Raw genomic sequence first — 24,066 nt, forward strand, 5'->3', positions numbered from 1 at the left:
CAGAGGTCTCTGCACCTGATTCAAATCAAACGATTTAAAAGCCTGCTTATGCATAATTGCGCCGTTATTACGCAATCCATAAAGCTGAATGTTGGAATACGCGGGTTTTGTCCTGCGTCGGTAGTGTTTATCATGGCGGGCTGCCACGGCGGGCTTTGATGCCGCACGGTATTTTCGAGGAGTTGTTGCATGACCTTATCCTTCGCCATCAAGGCAGGGCTGATACTGCTGTTTGTCGGCAGCATTCTTTACGTGCATTTGCGCGGCAAGGCGCGTTTGCCGGTGTTACGACAGTTCGTCAACCACTCCGCGTTCTTTGCGCCTTACAACGCCTTGATGTATCTGTTCTCGGGCGTGCCGTCCAAGCCTTACCTGGATCGCAGTAAATTCCCTGAGCTGGATGTGCTTAAAGACAACTGGCAAGTCATTCGTGAAGAAGCCATGCACTTGTTCGACGAAGGCTATATTCGCGCCGCCGAGAAGAACAACGATGCCGGTTTCGGTTCGTTCTTCAAAAAAGGCTGGAAGCGTTTTTACCTCAAGTGGTACGACAAAGCACTGCCATCAGCTGAGTTGCTGTGTCCTAAAACCGTTGAGCTGGTCAACAGCATCCCCAACGTCAAAGGCGCGATGTTCGCCTTGTTGCCGGGTGGCAGCCACCTCAACCCGCACCGTGACCCGTTTGCCGGTTCGCTGCGTTACCACCTGGGCCTGTCGACCCCGAACTCCGACGCGTGCCGCATCTTCGTCGATGGCGAGGAATATGCCTGGCGCGACGGTGAAGACGTCATGTTCGACGAGACCTACGTGCATTGGGTCAAAAACGAAACCGACATCACCCGCGTCATTCTGTTTTGCGACATTGAACGTCCGCTCACCAGCCGCTTCATGACCCGCATCAACCGTTGGGTCAGTGCGCAGTTGGGCAAAGCCACCGCGCCGCAAAACCTTGATGATGAGCGCGTAGGCGGTATCAACAAGGCCTACGCCTGGAGCAAAACCTTCAGCGATCGCTTCAGTGGTGTGGTCAAACAATGGAAACGCCGCAATCCCAAGCTGTACCGCATAGCGCGGCCGATTTTGGCCGTGATTGTGTTGGTCGTGCTGTGGCGCTGGTTGTTCGGTTAAGTCATTGCAATTTATGTCGAGCGCTGGTTATAGTCAGCGCTCGATGAGCCAAACGCTCACTCACCTATTCATAAAAGATCAGCCCATGCCGGTTTCCCTTACTCACCGCGTTGTCGTTCCAGCAGTAGTTGCTGGCGTCGTGCCGTGCGGGGACAAACAGCCTGCGCAGATCAGTCACTATCCTCCTCCTGTCAGCCGCACAGTGGTGTACGTCGTCGTATCGCCACCGGGTATTGCGGGCTGAGCTGATCGTTCGGTTGCCCGCACCCGTCTAAAAAACCATTGAATTTCAGCTTCGGCTGAGTTGGCTTTTTTTGCCTGATGACAGGTGTTTCCCATGTTTTCGATTTCTAAAGACTCCGCGTTGGCGGCTGCTTCCACGAGCTTGTTCGTTTTGCTATGGAGCAGCGGTGCGATTTTCTCCAAGTGGGGGTTGGCCCATGCGTCGCCCTTTGCCTTTCTGTTGATTCGCTTTGCCATCGCTCTGTTGGCGTTAGTGTTGTTGATCCCGCTGATGAAGTTCCAGATGCCCCGTGGTCGCAAAGCGATTGGCTATGCGCTGGCCACCGGGATGGTGTTGTTGGGCGCGTATCAGATTTTTATCTGCTGGCGCTGGACCTGAAAGTGACGCCGGGCGTCATGGCGACAGTGATGGGCGTGCAGCCGATTCTGACCGCCGTGATCATGGAGCGGCGCCATTCATTCAGTCGCTCCCTGGGCTTGGGGTTGGGGCTGACCGGATTGATTTTGGTGGTGTATCAGGGTATCGGCCTGGCAGGTTTGTCATGGGCCGGGATGCTGTACGCGTTGCTGGCGCTGGCGAGCATGACGGCGGGCACCTTGATGCAGAAACGCATCACCCAAGACCCGCTTGGCACGCTGCCTTTGCAATACCTCGCCGGGTTGCTGCTGTGTGCGCTGTTTGTGCCGTTTCAACCCTTTCACTTCGAACACAGCGCAGGCTTTGTCGTGCCGGTGTTGTGGATGGGGTTGGTGGTCTCGGTGCTGGCGACTTTGTTGCTGTACCGGATGATTTCGAAGGGCAACCTGGTCAACGTCACCAGCCTGTTTTACCTCGTGCCTGCGGTCACGGCGATCATGGACTACCTGATTTTCGGCAATAAACTGGCCGCGCTGAGCGTGCTGGGGATGGCGTTGATCATCATTGGCCTGGTGTTCGTGTTCCGCAAAACCCGCTAAGCCAAACATCGTTTTAGCCGCTGCCGCTGCCGCTGCCGCTGCCGCAGGCTGCGCAGCGGCCCCGTTTTTTGAAGGCCCTGCGGTCCTTATCGCAGCCTTCGGCAGCGGCTACAGCTTCAAGGCTTGGCGGGCTTGAGCACCAGCCACAATGCGGCGCCAATCAGCAGTCCGCCATACACATGCGCCATTGAAAGCGGCTCACCCAGAAACAGCGCGCCCCACAACACGCCAAACGGCGGAATCATAAAGGTCACGGTCATGGATTTGACCGGGCCTATGCTGGTCAGCAAGCGGAAAAACAGGATGTAGGCAAATGCCGTACAGACCAATCCCAGCCCCAGCAATGACAACCACACGTTAAGACCGCCCCAATCGGCAGGCGGTTGATTGATCAGGCTGATCGCAAGCAGCGGCAGCAAAAACAGTGTGGCGCCCAGCATACTGCCGAGCGCCGATAAACGTGGATCAAGGCCACCTTGTTGGTCCAGCCAGCGACGTGCCAAAAACCCAGCAAAGCCATAGCTGGTGGTGGCCATCAGGCAGGCGAGGGCGCCTATGAGCAAGTCTTTGTCAAAGGCCATCGGCCCCGCGCGAGTCAAAACCCCGACGCCGAACAACCCGAGAAAAACCCCGGCCAGTTTGGCTGGGCTCAGCCGTTCACTGAAAAACAGCCCGCCAATCAATACGCCCATCAAGGGCGTAGTCGCGTTAAAAATGGCCGAATAACCGGCTGGCAGCACTTGCGCGGCCACTGAATACAGGGTGGCCGGCAGCCCGGAGTTGATCACCCCCAGAATCAACACTGCCTTGAGCTTGCCTTCGAAGTTCCACTTCACGCGCATCAGCGCCAGGATCACCAGCAAGCCGACAGCAGCAATCGACACCCGGAAAAACGCTGTGGGAATTGACCCAAGCACTGGCGCGATAATCCGCATAAACAGAAAGCTGGCGCCCCACACTCCGGCCAGCAACAGCATGCGTATAAAATCGGCGAATCTCACAGGAATTCTCTTACAAAGATTAAGCCGCGCAGTGTAGGGGATGCAGCCCGCAAGGCAATGGTTGCGCACAACTCCTACAGATTCGTGCACAACCGCTTAAATCTGCGACAATCCGCCCCCGGCCTTTACCAAGACTTTTGCGCACCTGATGACTGACGAATCGCCTGCTATCGACTCATTGTTGAAAAACCTCGATCAAGCCATGATTGCCGACCGCCATAAGCTGCGTCGGCAGTTGCATGAGCTGCGCAAAAAGCCTGACGACGCCAAGCTGGCGGCGTGGGCCGAGCGGGTGCAGGCGTCGTGCGCGCAAGTCACTGCGCGGGCGGCCAGCGTGCCGCTGATTCGCTATGACGAAAACCTGCCGATTGCCGCCAAGCGTGACGAGATCAAGGCCGCGTTGCTCAAGCATCAGGTGTTGATTCTGGCCGGCGAAACCGGCTCGGGTAAAACCACGCAGTTACCGAAAATCTGCCTCGAAATTGGCCGTGGCCAACATGGCTTGATCGGCCACACCCAGCCACGCCGGATCGCTGCGCGCAGTGTGGCCAGCCGGGTTGCCGAAGAGCTGGGCACGCCGCTGGGCGCGCTGGTCGGGTATCAGGTGCGGTTTGAGGATCAAAGCGATTCCAATACCCTGATCAAGCTGATGACCGACGGTATTTTGCTGGCCGAAACCCAGCACGACCGTTACCTCGAACGCTATGACACGATCATCGTCGACGAAGCGCACGAGCGCAGCCTGAACATCGATTTCCTGTTGGGTTATCTGAAGATCTTGCTGCCGCGTCGTCCGGACCTGAAAGTCATCATCACCTCGGCCACCATCGACCTGGAGCGCTTCTCCAAGCATTTCAACGATGCGCCGATTGTTGAAGTGTCGGGCCGCACTTTTCCGGTCGACACCTGGTATCGCCCGCTGACGTCCGAGCAGGACGAAGAGGGCAACAGCGTCGAAGAGGATTTGAGCGTCGATCAGGCGATCATTGCCACCCTCGATGAGATCGCGGCCTTTGAACGCAGCGAGCGCAAAAGCCCCGGCGACGTGCTGGTGTTTTTGCCCGGCGAGCGCGAAATCCGCGATGCCGCCGACATGCTGCGCAAGGCGCAACTCAAGCACACCGAAATTCTGCCGTTGTACGCCCGGCTGTCACCGGCTGAGCAGCAACGCATTTTCCAGTCGCATCCGGGGCGTCGTGTGGTGCTGGCGACTAACGTCGCTGAAACCTCGCTGACTGTGCCGGGCATCCGCTACGTCATCGACAGCGGTACTGCGCGTATCAGCCGCTACAGCTATCGGGCCAAGGTGCAGCGCCTGCCGATTGAAGCCATCTCCCAAGCTAGCGCCAATCAGCGTAAAGGCCGTTGCGGTCGGGTTGAACCGGGGATTTGCGTGCGTTTGTACGCCGAGGAAGACTTCAATGGGCGCCCGGAATTCACGGACCCAGAGATTCTGCGTACCAACCTGGCGGCCGTTATCTTGCAGATGCTGCACCTGCGTCTGGGTGAAATTACCGCGTTTCCGTTTATCGAGCCGCCAGATGGCAAGGCCATCACTGACGGCTTCAACCTGTTGCAAGAGCTGTCGGCGGTTAACCGCGAGAATCAGCTGACGCCGCTGGGTCGCCAATTGGCGCGCTTGCCGGTCGATCCACGCATGGGCCGCATGTTGCTGGAGGCGGCCAAGCTCGGCAGTTTGCAGGAAGTATTGATTGTCGCCAGTGCGATGTCGGTGCAAGACCCGCGTGAACGTCCGCCCGAGCGTCAGCAGGCGGCGGACCAGGCCCACGCGCAATGGAAAGATGTCGACTCGGACTTTGCTGCGCTGATCAACGTATGGCGCGGTTTTGAAGAGCAACGCCAGGCCTTGACCGCCAGCCCGCTGCGCAACTGGTGCCGCAAGAACTTCCTGAATTATCTGCGGCTGCGCGAATGGCGTGATTCTCATCGTCAACTGAGTTTGATCTGCCGCGACTTGCAACTCACGATCAATAAAGACCCGGCTGACTATCCAAAACTGCACAAGGCGGTGTTGTCTGGCTTGTTGAGCCAAATCGGACAAAAGACCGAAGACGGCGACTACTTGGGCGCACGTCAGCGCCGGTTCTGGATTCACCCCGCGTCGGGGCTGGGCAAAAAGCGCCCCCAATGGTTGATGACCGCTGAGTTGGTCGAGACCACCAAACTGTATGCGCGGATGGTGGCCAAGATTGAGCCGGACTGGATCGAGCCGCTGGCCGGGCACTTGATCAAAAAGAACCACTTTGAGCCGCATTGGGAGAAGAAGCGCGGGCAAGTGGTGGCTTATGAGCAGATCACACTGTTCGGGCTGATCGTGGTCGGCCGTCGGGCCGTGCATTACGGGCCGATTGATCCGGTGCTGTCGCGTGAATTGTTCATCCGTGAAGCGCTGGTGCGCGGCGAGATTCAATCGCGGGCCAAGTGCCTGACGGCCAATGCGCAATTGCTTGAACAGCTCGATGAACTGGAGGCCAAGGCCCGGCGGCGCGACATTCTGGCCGACGAAGAAACCCTGTATGCGTTTTATGACGCACGCCTGCCGGCCGAGATTCATCAGACCGCGACCTTTGACAGCTGGTATCGGGTCAACAGCCAGAAAGACCCGCAATTGCTGATCATGCGCGAAGAAGACGTGCTGGCGCGCGAAGCCACCGAGATCACCGCCAAACATTACCCGGATACCCTGCATCTGGGGGATTTGACCCTGGAGCTGAGTTATCACTTTGAGCCTAACCACCCGCGTGACGGGGTGACGGTCAAAGTGCCTGCGCCGCTGCTGCCAGTGCTGCCGCCTGAGCGTCTGGAATGGCTGGTGCCGGGCATGATCGAAGCCAAGTGCATTGCGCTGGTGCGCAGCTTGCCCAAGGCGTTGCGCAAAAACTTTGTGCCGGTGCCTGACTTTGTCAAAGCCGCCCTGCAACGCATGGAATTTGCCGAAGGCTCGCTGCCGCAGGCGCTGGGGCGTGAGCTGTTGCGCATGACCGGTGCGCGGGTCAGTGACGAGGCGTGGGCCGAGGCTGCGCAGCAGGTCGAGAATCATCTGAAGATGAACCTCGAAGTTGTCGACGGCGAGGGCAAGTTCCTCGGCGAGGGCCGCGACCTGGCCGAATTGACGGCGCGCTTCGCGCAAGCCAGTCAGGCCGCCCTGGCGGTGCCGCAAACGGCGAAAAGCCAGCAGCCGGTTGAGGCCAAAGTGTTTGCGCCGGTGGCTGAAAAAACTCAGCAAAAGATCGCCGGATTGTCGATGACGGTCTATCCGGCGCTGGTAGAAGAGGGCAACACGGTCAAGGAAGGGCGGTTCTCGACGCCAGCCGAGGCGGAGTATCAGCATCGGCGTGCCTTACAGCGTTTGCTGATGCAGCAGTTGGCCGAGCCGGCCAAGTTCTTGCGCGGCAAGTTGCCGGGGCTGACTGAGCTGGGCTTGTTGTACCGCGAATTGGGCCGGGTCGAGAGTCTGGTTGAAGACGTTCTGCTGGCCAGCCTCGACAGCTGCATCCTTGAAGGCGAAGCCGTGTTGCCGCGTGATGGCGCAGGCCTGGCATCGCTCGCCGAGCGCAAGCGCGGGGCCTGGACTGAACACGCGGAAAAGCTGGCCAAACTGACACTGGACATCCTCAAGCTGTGGCACGGTTTGCAAAAACGTTTCAAGGGCAAGATTGACCTGGCCCAGGCTGTGGCCTTGAACGACATCAAACAGCAACTGAGCCATTTGGTGTATCCGGGCTTTGTGCGTGAAACGCCAGCGGTGTGGCTCAAAGAGTTGCCGCGTTATCTCAAGGCGATTGAAATGCGCCTTGAAAAACTCCCGAGCCAGGTGCAGAAAGACCGAGTCTGGAGCGGTGAGTTGAGTGGCTTATGGGCGCAGTACCAGGCCCGTGCCGCCAAACACGCACAAGAAGGCAAACGCGACCCGCAACTTGAGCTATACCGCTGGTGGCTGGAGGAATACCGCGTGTCGTTGTTCGGTCAGCAACTGGGCACTAAAGTGCCGATTTCGGACAAGCGGTTGAGCAAACAATGGAGTCTGGTGGACGCTTAAGCTTTTTGTAGGAGCGAGCTTGCCTCGCGATCTTTTAAAAGATCAAAAGATCGCGAGGCAAGCTCGCTCCTACCGGAGGACGTGTTTTCAATATTCGCCAGATAACGCCAAAAGTTGCCTTTTATGGCAAACTTCGCGGCTATAAGTACCTGACACGACTATTTTCTGCTTGAACAGAATAAGAGGAACGACCGTGTATAACGTCGTCATCAGTGGCACCGGCCTGTACACCCCGGCCAACAGTATTTCCAACGAAGAGTTGGTGCAGTCCTTCAACGCGTATGTACAACAGTTCAACGCCGACAACGCTGCCGCCATCGAGGCCGGTGACATCGAGCCTCTGGCCGAGTCCAGCGCGCCTTTTATCGAAAAAGCTTCAGGTATCAAAAGCCGCTTTGTGATGGACAAGGACGGCATTCTTGACCCGCAACGCATGCGCCCGCGCTTGCCTGAGCGCTCCAACGACGACATGTCGGTGCTCTGCGAAATGGCGGTCGGTGCGGCCAAACAGGCGCTGGAACGTGCGGGCAAGACCGCTGCCGACATCGACGGCGTCATCGTTGCCTGTTCCAACCTGCAACGCCCGTACCCGGCGATCGCCATCGAAGTGCAACACGCGCTGGGTATTCAAGGTTTTGGTTTTGACATGAACGTGGCCTGTTCGTCGGCGACGTTCGGTATTCAGACAGCCAGCAACAGTGTGCAACTGGGCCAGGCTCGTGCGGTGCTGCTGGTCAGCCCTGAAGTGTGCACCGGTCACTTGAATTTCCGTGACCGCGACAGCCACTTTATTTTTGGCGATGCCGCCACCGCGGTCATTGTTGAACGTGCAGACCTGGCAACTTCCGAGCACCAGTTCGACATCGTCAGCACCAAACTGCTGACCACGTTCTCGAACAACATCCGCAACAACTTCGGTTTCCTCAATCGCGCATCCGATGAAAACCCGGACAGCCCGGACAAACTGTTCGTCCAGGAAGGTCGCAAGGTATTCCGTGACGTCTGCCCAATGGTGGCTGAGCTGATCGGTCAGCACCTTGAAGAAAACCAGTTGAACGTGGCTGAGGTGAAACGCTTCTGGTTGCATCAGGCGAACCTGAGCATGAACCACCTGATCGTCAAGCGTCTGCTGGGCCGTGAAGCCTCGGTCGAAGAAGCCCCGGTGATTCTCGACACCTACGCCAACACCAGCTCGGCAGGTTCGGTCATTGCGTTCCATACGTATCAGGATGACCTGGCCAGTGGTTCGCTGGCTGTGCTCAGCTCGTTCGGTGCAGGCTACTCAATTGGCAGCGTGATCCTGCGTAAACGCTAAGGCAGGCCCAAAGCCACATCGTGTGGGAGCGGGTTTGCATCGCGAGCAAGCCCGCTCTTTCTGATCCGGGAGCGCTAATGGCCGCTGCTGACGATTCTGAATTACTGCAGCGTCTGCTCGCTGGCGAGCAGCAGGCTTTTCGGCTCTTGGTCAGCACCTACCAAGGCGCCATGCGCGCCGTGGCGTATGCGATTGTCGGCAGTCGCCATGCCGATGAGGCCGTGCAGGATGCCTGGCTGTCAGTGGTGCGCAATCTGTCCGGGTTTGAGGGGCGTTCGAGCCTGAAAACCTGGCTGTTGACCATCACCGCCAACGCCGCCAAAAATCGCCTCAAACACAACCGCCGCGAAGTCTTGTTCGACGATTTGCCGTCGCCGCACGGCACGATTGATGATGATCGTTTCGCCTCCGATGGCCACTGGTTGCTGGCGCCCTTTGCCTGGCACCAAGACACGCCAGAAGCGTTACTGACCGAAGACGAATTGCGTGAGTGCCTTGAGCACACGTTGCTCAGCCTGCCGCAGTTGCAAAGCGCGGTGCTGGTGTTGCGTGAACGTCAGGGGCTTGAGCTGGAGCAGATTTGTAATCTTCTCGACATCTCGCTCTCTAATGCTCGAGTGCTGGTGCATCGCGCCCGGCTTAAAGTGTTTGCGACCGTTGAGCATTTCGAGGAGACCGGCGAATGTTGAGCTGCAAGCAATACGTTGCACGAGTCAGTGACCAACTGGATGGGCAATTGAGTGTTCGTGAGCGTTTGCAGGCGCGTCATCACCTGATGTTCTGCCCCAATTGTCGGCGCTTTATCAGGCAAATGCGTTTGATGGGGGCAACCTTGAAGGCGCTGCCTGAACCGTTACCCAGTGACCTGGAGGCGACGGTTGCGCGAATGATGAGTGAGCAATCGCGTGAGGGGTAGGGCAGGCGCGTGAACACCGTCGGTGGATTTGAAGGGGGCCGACGCCATTCACGCTCTGCTTTGAGGACACAAAACGCTGAATGACTTCAGCGTTCTGTTTGCTGCGTAAAACGGTGTTAGAACTTGGCTTCTACGTCCAGTTGCAGGGTGTTGGTGCTTGCATCTTTCTGCGTGGAGGTTGCGTAGTCAGCTTTGGTCAAGAAGTACGTCACGCCGACACCGAAGTTCTTGTCGATTTCGTAACCCACTTTGACCTTGTGACCGCGTGAACCGGTAGTACCGTTAGCGAAGTCAGAGTCGGTGAAGGCACCGACCACGGCGTTACGCTGAGTATCGCGGTAGTTGTAGTCCAGGCTGAACGCGTTGAGCTTGCTCTTGAAACCCACCAGCCAGGCATTGTCCTGATCGCTGTCGGTCGCGGCGTTATGCACATATTGGCCGTACAGCGACAGAGGAACTGGCAGGTTGGCGATGTCGAGTTGACCGAAGCCTTCGTACAGACGGAACTTGCTGGTGCTGTTGCCGTTGACTGCCAGGGCGCAAGGCGTGGTCTTGGTCCCGGTGGTTGGGCAGGTGCTGTCTTCGTCGTTGTGGTAGTCGTAAACGCTACCGCCCAAGGTGACTTTCAGGCTGTCGGTCGGTGCGAAACGAGCGCCCAATTGACCCGCGTACAGGCTCAAGTCGTTCTTGAACTGCACACCATCGCCGTTCACGTTGTCTTTGAGGGTGTAGTAACCGGCGCTGCCGAACATCTCGACGCCGCTGTTACCCAAGTTGGTCTTGTAGGACGCGGACAGACCTTCTGGGTTGATGTCGCTATCCCAGATCACGTCGCCCATGCTGACCCACTGTTGTGGCATCTTGCCGCCGACCAGATGCAGGTTTTTGACCGCAGTCGGGTGGTAGTCGATGTAGGCCATGTCCAGCCACAGCTGCTTCTTGTCGAAGTAGTTGTCGAGGTCTTGGTTGGTGGAGCGGGCATCATCGCCGCCGCCAGTGGCGATACGGATGCCAGTGTTCACTTGTGGATCGATTTCGGTGTAAGCGCCCAAGCGAGCACGAATACGTTGGCGGTCCTTGTTTTTGCCGTCAGATTCGCCGTCGATTTTGACGGTTTCCTGGCGGACGCGGACGTCACCTTTCAGCTCGGTTTTGGCCGCCCATGCCACTTTTTGCTCAAAGGCTGAGAGGTCGGATTTCTTGACCTGATCGGAGGCAGCTTCTTGCTGAGCTTGTTTCTCGCTGGTCAACTCGGTCTGCAATTCGGCGTATTGAGCCGGTGAAATAGAGCCGTTTGCTTTGAGCATTTCAAGCAGTTTTGCATCAACGCCAGCGCTCGCTGGAACACTCATGGCCAACACCAGCCCGCCACACAGTCCCGCCGCAACCCGTGTAGAAACAAGACGCATATGAATCTCCCAGTAGTGAAATGGCCCTGGCCATCCCATGAACAATCGGCCCTTGATGGGCTCGCTAATAAGGGGCTTGAGTGTGCCGCTCACGTGTTGGCTGGCTGACCACTCATAACCTCGACTTCTAAGAAGCGGCGTCAGTATCGCGGCTGGATATGACAGAAAAGTGGCAGGTTGATAGCAAGTCTGTGACAGCGTGCTAGAGCGGTTGCGGGACTGAAAAGGGTCATTGCAAGACGTAGCAGTTGCCGAGCTCTGCGAGGCTACATCCGATTGCGAAGCGATCGTAAAATCTTGAAGCCTGATTATTCCCAAACCACTGAAGCTGCTCAATTTCGACGACTGCGTCGTCGGACGTAGCCTCGCAGAGCTCGGCAACTGCTACGGGGTAACGCAAGTCAGGTGATACCATCGCCCGCTCTAAGCAGTGCTCCGGGGACTATCAATGCCGTTACAACGACTGGACAGTTTGTCTGCCATCTCGGCTGCGCAATGGGATGCACTGGTGCCCGTGGCGCAACCGTTCTTGCGTCATGCTTTTCTCAGTGCGCTGGAAGACAGTGGCAGCCTTGGCCCGCATTCCGGCTGGCAACCCGAGCACTTGCTGCATTACGAAAACGGTGAACTGCTGGCGGCATTGCCCAGTTATCGCAAATGGCATTCCTATGGCGAGTACGTGTTTGATCACGAGTGGGCGCAAGCCTGTGAGCGCGCCGGCATCGAGTACTACCCCAAACTGTTGACGGCGGTGCCGTTCAGTCCGGTCTGTGGCCCGCGATTGCTGGCGGCCCGTGCCGAAGACGGTCTTGAGTTATTGGGCGCATTGCCCGGTTATCTGGAGATCGAAGGGCTGTCCAGTGCGCACATCAACTTCACCGATGCGCTGGCGGATACGGCATTAGCGCAACAGCCCGGCTGGTTGCAGCGGCTGGGGTGCCAGTTTCATTGGCAGAACCGTGAGTACCGCGACTTTCAGGACTTTCTCGATACGTTGAGTTCACGCAAGCGCAAGCAAATGCGCAAAGAGCGTGAGCAAGTGGCCGGGCAGGGTTTTGAGTTTGAATGGCTCGAAGGGCAGCAGGTGACAGAGGCACAGTGGGATTTTGTGTATGCCTGCTACGCCAATACCTACGCTGTGCGGCGGCAAACGCCGTATTTAACGCGTGATTTTTTCAGCCTGCTGGCCGAGCGCATGCCCGAATCGATTCGTCTGGTGCTGGCTAAACAGGGATCCACTCCGGTGGCAATGGCATTCAGCCTGATCGGCGGGGGCAGCCTGTATGGGCGCTACTGGGGCTGTGTGGCCGAGTACGATCGCCTGCATTTCGAGACCTGTTTTTATCAGGGCATGGATTACGCCATCGCCCACGGCATTCAACGTTTTGATGCGGGTGCTCAAGGTGAACACAAGCTGATACGCGGCTTTGAGCCGGTGATCACGCGCTCTTGGCACTATCTGCGGCATCCGGGTTTGAAAGCCGCCGTCAGTGATTTTCTAGAGCGTGAGCGGGCCGGTGTGCTGGCCTATGCCGAAGAGGCGAGAACGGCGCTGCCTTATCGGCAGGCCTGATTCTCGCCAGATTCGCGTTCAGCGCGCTTCCTTGCCCAGCCAGCGATACGTCAGGCCACCCATGGCCGCACCCAGCAGTGGCGCGAGCCAGAACATCCACAACTGCTCAAGCGCCCAGCCGCCCACGATCAAGGCCGGGCCGGTGCTGCGCGCCGGGTTGACCGAGGTGTTGGTGACTGGAATCGAGATCAGGTGAATCAGGGTCAAGGCCAGGCCGATGGCAATCGGCGCCAGACCCGCCGGGGCTCGTTTATCGGTGGCGCCCATGATGATCAGGATAAACATCGCGCTCATCACGACTTCGCACACCAGCCCCGCGATCATGGAGTAACCACCGGGTGAGTGATCGCCATAGCCGTTGGCCGCCAGCCCGCTGGCGGCCAGGTCAAAGCCGGGTTTGCCGCTGGCAATGAAATACAGCAGCGCTGCCGCAATGATCCCGCCAAGCACTTGGGCCACGATGTAGGCGGGTAATTCTTTAGCAGGAAAACGGCCACCCACCCACAGCCCAAATGACACGGCAGGGTTGAGGTGACAGCCAGAGATATGTCCGATAGCGAATGCCATGGTGAGCACGGTGAGGCCAAAAGCCAGGGCCACGCCAAGCAAGCCAATACCCACGTTGGGGAAGGCGGCGGCGAGCACTGCGCTGCCACAACCTCCCAGAACCAACCAGAAAGTGCCGATCAACTCCGTTGCCGAGCGTTTGAGCAAGTTCATGTAAAGATCCTGGATAGATAAATCTATCGTTCAAAAACACGATTGTGCATCCTGCAATTGACGACAGAATTCATCCGAATCCTTATTTGATTACAGCAGGCGAACGAAGATTTTCCAGGGTAAAAAAAACGCCAGAGCCCTTTAAAATCGGGCGCTGGCGATGTGTTTCAGAGGCTTTACAGTTGGGGTTTTTTTGGATCAGTCGAGGCCGACAAATCCACCCGTTTGGTGTTGCCAGAGCCGTGCATACAAACCGCCATGGGCGAGCAGTTCACTGTGGCTTCCGCTCTCGGCAATCCGGCCTTTTTCGAGCACCACCAAGCGGTCCATGCGGGCGATGGTTGAAAGCCGGTGGGCGATGGCGATCACTGTTTTGCCTTGCATCAGGGTTTCGAGACTTTCCTGAATCGCCGCTTCGACTTCTGAGTCCAGTGCCGAGGTGGCCTCGTCCATGATCAGGATCGGCGCATTCTTGAGCAGCACCCGCGCAATGGCGATGCGCTGGCGCTGGCCGCCTGACAACTTGACCCCGCGTTCGCCCACGTGTGCGTCAAAACCGGTGCGGCCCTGGGCGTCTGACAACTGCGGGATAAACTCATCGGCACGGGCTTTGCGCACCGCTTCCCAGAGTTCTTCGTCGGTGGCGTCCGGCTTGCCGTACAGCAAGTTATCGCGGATTGAGCGGTGCAGCAGAGACGTGTCCTGAGTGATCATGCCGATTTGTTCGCGCAGGCTTTCTTGCGTCACTTCAGCGATATTCTGACCGTCGATCAGAATTCTTCCGCCTTGCAGGTCGTACAGGCGTAGCAGCAGATTAACCAGCGTCGATTTGCCCGCCCCCGAAGGGCCGATCAAGCCGATTTTTTCGCCGGGTTTGATCACCAGATTCAGGTCGCTGATGATCCCGCTGTGCTTGCCGTAGTGAAAGTCCACGTGCTCAAAACGCACTTCGCCGCGATCAACCGTCAGGCGTGGAGCGTTATCGCGATCGTTAACGGCCACGGGTTGAGCAATGGTCTGCAAACCATCCTGAACCATGCCGATGTTTTCGAAAATACCGTTGACCACCCACATGATCCAGCCGGACATGTTGACGATGCGAATCACCAGGCCCGTGGCCAGGGCAATAGCGCCGACGCTGATCAGTGACTGGCTCCACAGCCACAGTGCGAGGCCACTGGTGCTGACAATCAACAGGCCGTTCATGGTGGTGATCGTCACGTCCATGCTGGTCACGACGCGGCTGGCCAGTTGGGTTTTTTCGGTTTGCTCGATGATTGCTTCGCGAGCGTACTGCTGTTCGAAGTTGGTGTGAGCAAACAGCTTGAGGGTGGTGATGTTGGTGTAGCCATCGACGATGCGGCCCATCAATTTTGAGCGCGCGTCGGAAGACACCACCGAGCGTTCCTTGACCCTGGGCACGAAGTAATACAGCGCGCCGATGTAGAGCACGATCCAGGTCAGCAGCGGGATCATCAGTCGCCAGTCGGCTTCGGCAAACAGCACCAGCGAACTGATGGCGTAGATCAGCACGTGCCACAGGGCATCGACCGCCTGCACCGCCGAGTCACGCAACGAGTTGCCGGTTTGCATGATGCGCTGGGCGATGCGCCCGGCGAAGTCGTTCTGGAAAAAATTGAGGCTTTGTTTGAGCACATAACTGTGGTTCTGCCAGCGGATCATGCTGGTCATGCTCGGGCTCAGGGTCTGGTGCACGAGCAGGTCATGCAGGCCGAAAAAAACCGGGCGGATGATCAGCGCCACCACGGCCATCCAGATCAGTTCAGCGCTGTGAATTTTGAAAAAATCGGCGTTGGGCGTGCCTTGGGCCAGATCAATCAGGGTGCTCAGGTAGCTGAACAGCGCGACTTCAATCAAGGCGGCCACGAGCCCGACCACCAGCAAGGCGGCAAAGATTGGCCAGACTTGACGCAGGTAGTAGAGGTAGAACGCCCAAACGGTGTTGGGCGGGGCGGCGCTGGGAGCTTCGCGAAAAATGTCGATCAGTTGTTCAAAACGACGATAAAGCATGGTCACTGACGCCCGCGACGCGGGCTCTCCTTTAGTGGTGTGACCGGCCTTGGCCGGTCAGGCTCCCCGCAGCATTCGAAGCGTTAGTCGATGCGTTTGGCAGACTTGATGTAGATCGGATCGAGCGGTACGTTCTGCATGCCGGACTTGTTGCCGGTCTGCGTATTGACGATGTTGTCCACGACGTCCATGCCTTTGACGACCTTGGCGAATACGGCGTAACCGGCGTCACGGCCTGGATCAAGGCTCGGGTTATCGGCCACGTTGATAAAAAACTGGCTGGTGGCGGAGTTCGGGTTGGAGGTGCGCGCCATCGACAAGGTGCCACGTACGTTATGCAGGCCGTTGCTGGCTTCGTTTTTGATCGAATCGCGTGTGGGTTTTTGCATCATCTGCGCAGTGAACCCGCCGCCTTGCGCCATAAAGCCCGGGATTACCCGGTGGAAGATAGTGTTGTCGTAAAAGCCGCTGTCGACATAGTCCAAAAAGTTTTTAGAGCTGATGGGTGCCTTGACCGGGTCCAGTTCGATTTCGATCGGGCCGAAGCTGGTGTCCAGCAGTACATGCGGTGCCTTGTTTGCTTGGGGCGCTTTGTTTGCCGCAGGTGTCGCCGCCATCAGGTTGGCAGCGAACAAAAGAGCACTGGCGGCAAAGGCAATTTTTTTCAACATGGGTCAAGGATCCTGAGAGGTAGAAGCAGTGGCGTCAGTGAACTCACGCACTGTGTGTTGAATAGAGAGGTGTGAAGAGGCCAGCTCCAAGTGGGCTGGCCGCGAACCTTGGACAGGATATTCGTGATCGATGTTCCTGCCCATCGTTGTGATTAATCAGGGTGTCGTGTTCACGCCTGCTGAGGCGCTGCAAATGCGGCGTCCAGCGGCGCGGTGTCAAAGGTCCGTAACAACTCGACAAGAATCTGCGTGGCCGGGCCCAGTGGTTTGTCCTTGTTGGCGTACAGAAAAAACACCGGGTGACGATTGCCGCCCTGATCCAGTGGCAACGCCTTGAGCACGCCCTCCTTGAGTTCGCGCTCGATCATGTGCCGTGGCAACCAGGCAAAGCCCAGGCCGCTGCCCACAAAGGCGGCTGCGGTGGCCAGGCTGCCCACGGTCCAGCGCTGCTCGGCGCCGAGCCAGCCCATGTCGCGTGGTTGCTGGCGGCCCGAGTCGCGAATCACCACTTGCAGCTGGCTTTCAAGGTCCTGGAAGTGCAACTCACGTTGCAGGCGGTGCAAGGCATGGTCGGGATGGGCCACGGCGACAAACTCGACCGGGCTCAACTCAGTGCCCAGATAACCGGGAATATTAAAGCTGCTGATGGCCAGGTCGGCCACGCCTTCCAGCAGGACTTCTTCGACGCCGGACAGCACCTCTTCGCGCAAGCGCACACGACAACCACGGCTTTGCGGCATAAAGGCGGTCAAGGCGCGCACCAGTCGCGCGTTGGGGTAGGCGGCATCGACCACTAGCCGGACTTCGGCTTCCCAGCCTTGTTCCATATGGTGGGCGAGGTCCTCAAGCTGGCTGGCCTGCTTCACCAACTGGCGTGAGCGGCGCAGCAATACATTGCCAGCCTCGGTCAGCACGGCTTTACGCCCGTCGATGCGCAACAACGGCACGCCGAGCTGATCTTGCATACGAGCCACGGTATAGCTGACAGACGACTGCGAGCGGTGCAGGACTTCGGCAGCCTGGGCAAAGCCGCCGTGATCGACTACAGCTTGCAGGGTGCGCCATTGATCAAGGGTCACACGGGGCGCTTTCACGTTGTATTCCTCTGGTTTTACGATCGCTTTGCAATTGGACGTAGCCTGCGGCAACTGCTACGGGCTGATGCCTAACGTTCGGTTTGTGGCCGAATCCTCGCATTCCTCGCCCAACAAATAAACAAATAAACAAATTTATAGATGGGTTGTAGCAGATTTTTGCGCTTTTTCATCGATCCAATGCTCTCTACTCTTTCCTCCATCGCCTTACAGCATTTTCAGATGGAGCCTCTCTACCATGTCTAATGTTCTGATTATTGAAAGCAGTGCTCGCCTACAGGGTTCGTTTTCTCGCCAGTTGACTCAGCAGTTCATCAGCCAATGGAAAACGGCCCATCCGGCTGATCGCGTGACTGTCCGCGACCTGGCGTTGAACCCGGTGCCGCATATGGACGCCAACCTGCTGGGCGGCTGGATGAAGCCTGACGCGCAACGCAGTCCCGCCGAACAGGCCTCGTTGCAGCGCTCCGATGAACTGACAGATGAGCTGCTGAACGCTGACGTGCTGGTGCTGGCGGCCCCCATGTACAACTTTGCAATTCCCAGCACTCTTAAGGCCTGGCTGGATCATGTGTTGCGTGCGGGCGTTACATTCAAATACACCGACACCGGCCCGCAAGGTCTTTTGAACGGCAAGAAAGCATACGTGCTGACTGCGCGGGGCGGGATATATGCAGGTAGCACCACCGACCATCAAGAACCGTATCTGCGTCAGGTACTGGCGTTTGTCGGCATCCACGACGTGACCTTTATCCATGCCGAAGGGATGAATCTTGGCGGCGATTTTCAGGAAAAAGGTTTGAACCAGGCCAAAGCCAAGCTCTCTGACGTGGCATGAACCATGACCTGTTAATCGACAGATAATCACGCCATGACTTAATTCGCTTCATTGCTCCTTCAAGCAAGCGGTTCGCGCATCGAACCTCCCTTGGCACTCTCGTTGAGTGCTATCGCCCGATCAGCCATTGCGCCAGATCGGGTTTTTTTTGCCTGCGGCTCAGGGGCAGATAGCGCAGGGCGATTAAAAAACGCTAAGGTCGCGCTCATTCAACTGAGCTGACCGGCATTTGCGCTCATCAGCAGTCACGATTTTCTGGGCGAGAGATTTATGGGCTATCTGTTATTTGTGACGCTGATTCAGGCGTTTTCCTTCAGCCTGATTGGCGAGTATCTGGCGGGGCACGTCGACAGCTACTTTGCGGTCCTGGTGCGCGTGGTGTTGGCCGGTCTGGTGTTTATTCCCCTGACGCGCTGGCGTCAGGTCGAGCCCGGTTTTATGCGTGGCATGTTGCTGATTGGCGCCTTGCAGTTCGGCATCACCTACGTCTGCCTGTACTTGAGCTTTCGAGTGCTGACGGTGCCTGAAGTGCTGCTGTTCACCATCCTGACGCCGCTGCACGTCACGTTGATCGAAGACGCGCTCAACCGACGCTTCAACCCGTGGGCCTTGGTCGCCGCGCTGGTGGCGATATCGGGTGCCGCCGTGATTCGCTTTGACAGCATCAGCCCGGACTTCTTCAAAGGCTTCCTGCTGCTGCAATTTGCCAACTTCACCTATGCCGCCGGTCAGGTGATGTACAAACATCTGGTGGCCCGCTACCCGAGTGAGCTGCCGCATTATCGGCGTTTCGGGTTCTTTTATCTGGGCGCGCTGGCCGTGGTATTGCCGGCCTTTCTGCTGTTTGGTAAAGCGCACTTTCTGCCCGATGCGCCCCTGCAATGGGCTGTGTTGTTGTTTCTGGGCCTGGTGTCGACGGCGTTGGGCATGTACTGGTGGAACAAAGGCGCATGCCTGGTCAGTGGTGGCACCTTGGCGGTGATGAATAACCTGCATGTGCCGGTGGGTTTGCTGCTTAACCTGCTGATCTGGAACCAGCATGAACCGTTGGGAAGGTTGTTCCTGGGCGCAACGGTGATTCTGCTGGCCGTCTGGATCAGCCGGCTAGACCGCAGGGCGATGAGGGACTAAGGTCATCCAGACCTATCTAGCGCTTTACAGGAGAGCCGGGATGACTGTCAAAGTGTTGATCTTGCCGGGTTTGCGCAATTCGGGGGAGGATCATTGGCAAACGTTGTGGGAGAAGAACTACAGCGGGCTGAAACGGGTGAAGCAACATGATTGGGAAACGCCAGTCTGCGCAGATTGGGTGCAGCGATTGCACGAGAAAGTCACTTCCAGCGCCCGTCCGGTTGTTTTAGTGGGGCATAGCTTGGCGTGCAACCTGATAGCAACGTGGTCGCAGCAATACCCAGAACAGGCCAAACGAGTGCGCGGGGCGCTGTTGGTCGCTCCCAGCGACACTGAAGCGCCCAGCTACCCATCAGGGACTTCGGGGTTTACCCCTATGCGCCTGAGCCCATTGCCCTTTGATTCGATTACAGTGGCCAGTACTGATGACCCTTATGTCAGCGTTGAGAGGGCTGCTGCCTTTAGCGAGGCATGGGGGAGTGAGTTGGTGTGGTTGCAGGCGGCGAAGCATATTAACGACCAAAGCGGTCTCGGTGCTTGGCCTGAGGGCATCAGGTTGCTGCACAAACTCACCGGCGATACGCAGTTCAAACTCAGCTAGCCCTATGGTTTTCTGCAGGAGCGAGCGTGCTTGCTCCTGCAAAGGTTATAGAAAAACTTTTATTCAGCGTCTTGGGACACAGCCAGCGGCGTCTGGATTTTGTTCAGCAAGCCTTTGCGCAAGTCATTACCGCTCGGTTGCTGATACACGCTCAGCCCGAACTCGGGCATCACCGACAACAGATAGTCAAAGATGTCGCCCTGGATTTGTTCGTACTCATCCCACACGGTGGTGCGGGTAAAGCAGTAAATCTCTAGCGGCACGCCTTGGGGGGTGGTTTGCAGTTGGCGCACCATGCACGTCATGTTCGGTTGAATCTGTGCGTGGCTTTTCAAGTACGCGAGCGCGTAGGCGCGGAAGGTGCCGATGTTGGTCATGCGTCGACGGTTGGCAGACATCGCGGCGACATTGCCCTGCGCCTCGTTCCAGCTTTTAAGCTCGGCCTTTTTGCGCATCAGGTAATCGCTTAGCAAGCGCACTTGCTCCAGACGCTGTTCCTGTTCATCGGTCAAAAAGCCGATTTCCCCTGCATCAATAAACACACTGCGCTTGATCCGTCGCCCACCGGACTGCTGCATGCCGCGCCAGTTTTTGAACGACTCGGACATCAATCGCCAGGTCGGGATCGAAACAATGGTTTTGTCGAAGTTCTGAACCTTGACCGTGTGCAAGGTAATGTCGATCACGTCGCCGTCAGCGCCGACCTGAGGCATTTCGATCCAGTCACCGACCCGCAGCAGGTCATTGCTGGTCAGTTGCACGCTGGCCACAAACGACAAGAGTGTGTCTTTGTAAACCAGCAAAATAACCGCTGACATCGCCCCTAGGCCTGACAGCAGCAACATGGGAGAGCGATCAATCAGGGTCGCGACAATGATGATTGCAGAGAACACATACAGCAGCATTTTTGTCAGCTGGATGTAGCCCTTGATCGGTCGGGTTTTGGCGTAGTTGGTGCGCGAGTAAATATCGAGCAGGGCGTCGAGCAGTGAACTGATGACCCGCGTCAGCACGAAAATGGTGATGGCCAACGCCAGGTTGCCGAGAAAATGACGACCGTTGTCGCTCATGTCCGGCACCAGGTTGCGTCCGAATTGCACCATCAAAGAAGGCGTCATTTGCGCTAGGCGGTGAAAGACTTTGTGTTCACGTAAATCGTTGATCCAGTGCAAGGCTGGCTGACGGCCGAGCATTTTGGTCACGCGCAAAATAAGGATGCGTGCGATGTAACCGGTGAGCAGGGCGATGCCCACCAAAATGATCAGGCCGAAAATAGACGACACCCAAGGATGTTGATCCAGGTTGGCCCAAAGGCTTTCGATTTGGCTCCAGAGTGTTTGAGTATCCATAGGTTAAAGCGTTATCCCAGAAAGAAATGGCCCTGGGATTAGAGCATCTCAGGGCTATTTAGGGGCTTTGATTGGACTAAAGACCCTAAAAAATCATTTGTTTCGCGCCGTTCGTGCAAAGAGACTCGGCCTGAGCGCTCGAAACCGTTACTCTATGCCGCTGATTTTTTGTATTTCTTCGAGGTAGCACCCGTGTTTTCCGATTTCGCCCTGCACGAACGCCTGCTTAAAGCTGTGGCCGAGCTTAAATTTGTCGAGCCTACACCTGTGCAGGCAGCGGCCATTCCGCTCGCGCTCGAAGGGCGTGACCTGCGGGTTACAGCTCAAACCGGAAGTGGCAAAACCGCCGCTTTCGTCCTGCCGATTCTCAATCGCCTGATTGGTCCAGCCAAAATCCGTGTCAGCATCAAAGCGTTGATTTTGCTGCCAACCCGCGAGCTGGCTCAGCAAACACTGAAAGAAGTTGAGCGTTTTTCACAGTTCACGTTCATCAAGTCCGGTTTGATCACCGGTGGCGAAGACTTCAAGGTTCAGGCCGCGATGCTGCGTAAGGTGCCGGATATTCTGATCGGCACGCCCGGCCGTCTGCTGGAGCAACTGAACGCTGGCAACCTGGACTTGAAGGAAGTCGAAGTGCTGGTGCTCGACGAAGCTGACCGTATGCTCGACATGGGCTTCTCCGAAGACGTTCAGCGTCTGGTCGATGAGTGCCCGAATCGTCAGCAAACCATGCTGTTCTCGGCCACCACCGGCGGTTCGGGCCTGCGCGACATGATCGGCAAGGTGCTGAACAACCCTGAGCACTTGCAGCTCAACCAGGTCAGCCAACTGAACGCGACCACGCGTCAGCAGATCATCACCGCTGACCATAATCAGCACAAAGAGCAGATTCTTAACTGGCTGCTGGCCAACGAGACCTACCAGAAAGCCATCGTTTTCACCAACACCCGCGCCATGGCGGACCGTATCTACGGTCGTCTGGTGGCTCAGGAGTACAAGGCGTTTGTCTTGCACGGTGAGAAGGATCAAAAAGACCGCAAGCTGGCTATCGATCGTCTGAAGCAGGGCGGCGTCAAGATCCTGGTTGCCACAGACGTGGCGGCGCGCGGCCTGGACGTTGAAGGCCTGGACCTGGTGATCAACTTCGACATGCCGCGCAGCGGCGACGAATACGTGCACCGCATTGGCCGTACCGGCCGTGCCGGCAACGAAGGTCTGGCGATCTCGCTGATCTGCCACGGTGACTGGAACCTGATGTCCAGCATTGAGCGCTACCTGAAGCAAAGCTTCGAGCGCCGCACCATCAAGGAAGTCAAAGGCACCTACGGCGGACCGAAAAACGTCAAGGCCTCCGGCAAAGCGGTTGGTGTGAAGAAGAAAAAGACCGACGCCAAGGGCGTCAAGAAGAAGTCAGGCGCCAAGGCTCCGACCAAGCGCAAGATCGCTAACCGTCCTAAGACCGACGCCCTGTCGCTGGTCAGCAAAGATGGCATGGCGCCGCTCAAGCGCCGCAAGCCAGAAGCACCAGCGGCTGAGTAAAGCCCGCTTTTCATTGTAGGAGCAGCCGGTCGCCGTTCGATTGCCTCGTGATCTTTTAACAGATCAAAAGATCGCGAGGCAAGCTCGCTCCTGCAAGGCCTGCTTTGCGTTTCCCCTCAATAAAACGTGCGTTCAGCCTTGAACGTCAACAAGCCATCGCACTGTGCGTTTTGCCCTGAATAGGCAGAACATTCACCCCCGTCGAGGCTGGAGTCGCTGTAGATCACGTTCAGGTCTATGCCCATCCAGGGCCGCGAGAAGGTGATCGACCAATCATTGAAAGCGCGTACGCTGCCGCCCTCGGCAATGGACACGGGTGTGCCCAATTGGTGGCTGGTGTATTTCATGCTGACGCCGATGCCGAAGGGCCGATTGACGCCAAGGTCTGCAAATACAGTGCTGTCGCGCCGGTCGGGATCATTACTGAAGGCTGCACCCAAACGAGTGCCTAGCAGGGTGAGGCCGGCATAAAACTGCTGGCTGTCCATAGGCCTGACCTTGGGGTAGCTGTAATGAATCATCCCCAATTCGTAGCTCAGGGTCTTGTCGAAAGGGTGTTTGTACCCCAGGTAGGAGTCGACTTCGAGGTTGCTGCCAGGCTTGATCCCCATGGTGGGTGCCCATTGGCCGATGTACCAGCCGCTGTCATGCGTCAGGTCCAGACCTCCATGAAAGGTCGAACCGGGGCTGGTGGGCTTGACCAGGCCCTGCGCCATGCTGCGGCTCGGCTGGGTGCCCAGCTTGAGGTCGAAATCGCCTAGCTCACGCGAGAACACCTGCGCATTCGCAACTGCGCTGGACAGCAATGTCCCGGTGAGCAGTAAAGCCCGTGTGAGCATGGTTCACTCCCTTGACAGCTGGATGCAGTGATTGGCTCGAAGGCTTGATCTAGAGGGGTTTAAGAATACGGATGAATGCCGGTAGGTGAGTACCGTTCGTCGATTTATCGATTTGAAGGGTAAAGCGAGGGGCCTGGCGCTTTGGGAAGGCAAAGCGCACTAGGACCAGATAATGCGGAGGGGGTATTACTTTTTGCCCAGCGTGATTTGCTTGGACGGGCCGAAAGTTTGGCCGCTGACGCCTTTATCAATTTGCTGGATCTCGCCACCGGACTTCAAGAATGCGGCAATTTGCGCATTGATTGAATCACTGGTTTCAACAGCGGGAGCTGGCTTTGCTTTGCTGGCGGATGCTTTTACACGCATGGCGGCTATTGACCTGTAGAAAATAACTTGGCCAGCGATAGTACCTGAAATACTTGACAATTGCTTGTTAAATATCTTCCTAAAATAAACAGGGAGGCATATTCATGAACATAAACAACAGCGCAATAACCCGCTAACTCGCTGTTTTAATTCACAACCCTGTGGGTGATTTGAGGTCCTTTGCGCGGTCTGAGGCATACCTCCGGCTGACGAATGGTGTTTGGGGCGCTGCAAAAAATCCTGATAAATCAGGCCTTTTGCAAAAAATGTGGACGTCGGGCTGCG

Annotated in this window: 19 protein-coding genes and 1 pseudogene; 11 read left to right on the forward strand and 9 right to left on the reverse strand. The window is 57.1% G+C overall.

Features of this window, described 5'->3' with window-relative positions:
- The first annotated feature begins 189 nt into the window (after positions 1–189).
- Entirely contained in the window at positions 190–1,128 is a 939-nt protein-coding gene (locus RHM56_RS07875; RefSeq protein ID WP_322240198.1) for an aspartyl/asparaginyl beta-hydroxylase domain-containing protein, read from the forward strand.
- A 337-nt stretch (positions 1,129–1,465) separates the two neighbouring features.
- Positions 1,466–2,328 (forward strand): annotated as a pseudogene (locus RHM56_RS07880) (DMT family transporter).
- A 116-nt stretch (positions 2,329–2,444) separates the two neighbouring features.
- On the opposite strand, the gene RHM56_RS07885 reads toward RHM56_RS07880, so the two are convergent.
- Positions 2,445–3,305, reverse strand: a complete 861-nt coding sequence (locus RHM56_RS07885) for a DMT family transporter (RefSeq protein WP_322241725.1) — start codon at positions 3,303–3,305, stop codon at positions 2,445–2,447.
- Positions 3,306–3,477: 172 nt separating this feature from the next.
- Here RHM56_RS07885 and hrpA point away from each other — a divergent pair, with 172 nt between their 5' ends.
- The 4 genes from hrpA (at position 3,478) to RHM56_RS07905 (ending at position 9,620) form a co-directional block, all read left to right on the forward strand.
- A complete protein-coding gene (gene hrpA / locus RHM56_RS07890) occupies positions 3,478–7,389 on the forward strand; it encodes an ATP-dependent RNA helicase HrpA (protein WP_322240200.1) in 3,912 nt (1,303 codons plus the stop codon).
- A 193-nt stretch (positions 7,390–7,582) separates the two neighbouring features.
- Complete coding sequence (locus RHM56_RS07895) at positions 7,583–8,704, forward strand: beta-ketoacyl-ACP synthase III (protein ID WP_322240202.1); 1,122 nt, start codon at positions 7,583–7,585, stop codon at positions 8,702–8,704.
- 77 nt (positions 8,705–8,781) lie between these two features.
- Positions 8,782–9,393: an RNA polymerase sigma factor gene (locus RHM56_RS07900; protein ID WP_322240205.1), complete on the forward strand. Its 612-nt coding sequence runs from the start codon at positions 8,782–8,784 to the stop codon at positions 9,391–9,393.
- Complete coding sequence (locus tag RHM56_RS07905; protein ID WP_322240207.1) at positions 9,387–9,620, forward strand: anti-sigma factor family protein; 234 nt, start codon at positions 9,387–9,389, stop codon at positions 9,618–9,620. The genes RHM56_RS07900 and RHM56_RS07905 overlap by 7 nt, the downstream gene beginning before the upstream one ends.
- 116 nt (positions 9,621–9,736) lie before the next feature.
- On the opposite strand, the gene RHM56_RS07910 is transcribed toward RHM56_RS07905, so the two are convergent.
- On the reverse strand, positions 9,737–11,029 hold the full coding sequence (locus RHM56_RS07910; protein WP_322240209.1) for a putative porin: 1,293 nt from the start codon (positions 11,027–11,029) through the stop codon (positions 9,737–9,739).
- Between the two features lie 448 nt (positions 11,030–11,477).
- Between RHM56_RS07910 and RHM56_RS07915 the strand changes: the two genes are divergently transcribed.
- Positions 11,478–12,602 (forward strand): GNAT family N-acetyltransferase, encoded by a 1,125-nt coding sequence (locus RHM56_RS07915; RefSeq protein WP_322240211.1) that lies wholly within the window; start codon positions 11,478–11,480, stop codon positions 12,600–12,602.
- An 18-nt stretch (positions 12,603–12,620) separates the two neighbouring features.
- On the opposite strand, the gene aqpZ is transcribed toward RHM56_RS07915, so the two are convergent.
- The 4 genes from aqpZ to RHM56_RS07935 all read right to left on the reverse strand — a co-directional run bounded on the left by aqpZ (position 12,621) and on the right by RHM56_RS07935 (position 17,118).
- Positions 12,621–13,322 carry an aquaporin Z gene (gene aqpZ / locus RHM56_RS07920; protein WP_322240213.1) on the reverse strand — a complete coding sequence of 234 codons (702 nt, stop codon included), beginning with the start codon at positions 13,320–13,322 and terminating at the stop codon, positions 12,621–12,623.
- A gap of 198 nt (positions 13,323–13,520) precedes the next feature.
- On the reverse strand, positions 13,521–15,353 hold the full coding sequence (locus RHM56_RS07925) for an ABC transporter ATP-binding protein (RefSeq protein WP_322240215.1): 1,833 nt from the start codon (positions 15,351–15,353) through the stop codon (positions 13,521–13,523).
- Between the two features lie 83 nt (positions 15,354–15,436).
- Positions 15,437–16,024, reverse strand: coding sequence for a peptidylprolyl isomerase (locus tag RHM56_RS07930; RefSeq protein WP_322240218.1), 588 nt, complete (start codon positions 16,022–16,024; stop codon positions 15,437–15,439).
- A 170-nt stretch (positions 16,025–16,194) separates the two neighbouring features.
- A complete protein-coding gene (locus RHM56_RS07935) occupies positions 16,195–17,118 on the reverse strand; it encodes a LysR family transcriptional regulator (RefSeq protein WP_019410552.1) in 924 nt (307 codons plus the stop codon).
- A gap of 238 nt (positions 17,119–17,356) precedes the next feature.
- Here RHM56_RS07935 and RHM56_RS07940 point away from each other — a divergent pair, with 238 nt between their 5' ends.
- The 3 genes from RHM56_RS07940 (at position 17,357) to RHM56_RS07950 (ending at position 19,688) form a co-directional block, all read left to right on the forward strand.
- A complete protein-coding gene (locus RHM56_RS07940; RefSeq protein ID WP_322240220.1) occupies positions 17,357–17,956 on the forward strand; it encodes an FMN-dependent NADH-azoreductase in 600 nt (199 codons plus the stop codon).
- 270 nt (positions 17,957–18,226) lie between these two features.
- The gene (locus tag RHM56_RS07945) at positions 18,227–19,087 is read left to right on the forward strand and encodes a carboxylate/amino acid/amine transporter (protein ID WP_322240222.1); all 861 of its coding nucleotides are present in this window, start codon (positions 18,227–18,229) and stop codon (positions 19,085–19,087) included.
- Positions 19,088–19,127: 40 nt separating this feature from the next.
- Positions 19,128–19,688: an alpha/beta hydrolase gene (locus RHM56_RS07950; protein WP_322240224.1), complete on the forward strand. Its 561-nt coding sequence runs from the start codon at positions 19,128–19,130 to the stop codon at positions 19,686–19,688.
- Between the two features lie 59 nt (positions 19,689–19,747).
- Here the strand turns inward: RHM56_RS07950 and RHM56_RS07955 are convergent, their stop codons facing one another.
- Entirely contained in the window at positions 19,748–21,037 is a 1,290-nt protein-coding gene (locus RHM56_RS07955; protein ID WP_322240226.1) for a mechanosensitive ion channel family protein, read from the reverse strand.
- Positions 21,038–21,229: 192 nt separating this feature from the next.
- Between RHM56_RS07955 and RHM56_RS07960 the strand changes: the two genes are divergently transcribed.
- Positions 21,230–22,576, forward strand: a complete 1,347-nt coding sequence (locus tag RHM56_RS07960; protein WP_322240228.1) for a DEAD/DEAH box helicase — start codon at positions 21,230–21,232, stop codon at positions 22,574–22,576.
- A gap of 116 nt (positions 22,577–22,692) precedes the next feature.
- On the opposite strand, the gene RHM56_RS07965 is transcribed toward RHM56_RS07960, so the two are convergent.
- Positions 22,693–23,415 (reverse strand): TorF family putative porin, encoded by a 723-nt coding sequence (locus RHM56_RS07965; protein WP_322240230.1) that lies wholly within the window; start codon positions 23,413–23,415, stop codon positions 22,693–22,695.
- Positions 23,416–23,601: 186 nt separating this feature from the next.
- Positions 23,602–23,781, reverse strand: coding sequence for a hypothetical protein (locus tag RHM56_RS07970; protein ID WP_019410559.1), 180 nt, complete (start codon positions 23,779–23,781; stop codon positions 23,602–23,604).
- Positions 23,782–24,066 lie beyond the last annotated feature (285 nt).

The organism is Pseudomonas sp. CCC3.1, assembly GCF_034347405.1.
GTDB lineage: Bacteria > Pseudomonadota > Gammaproteobacteria > Pseudomonadales > Pseudomonadaceae > Aquipseudomonas.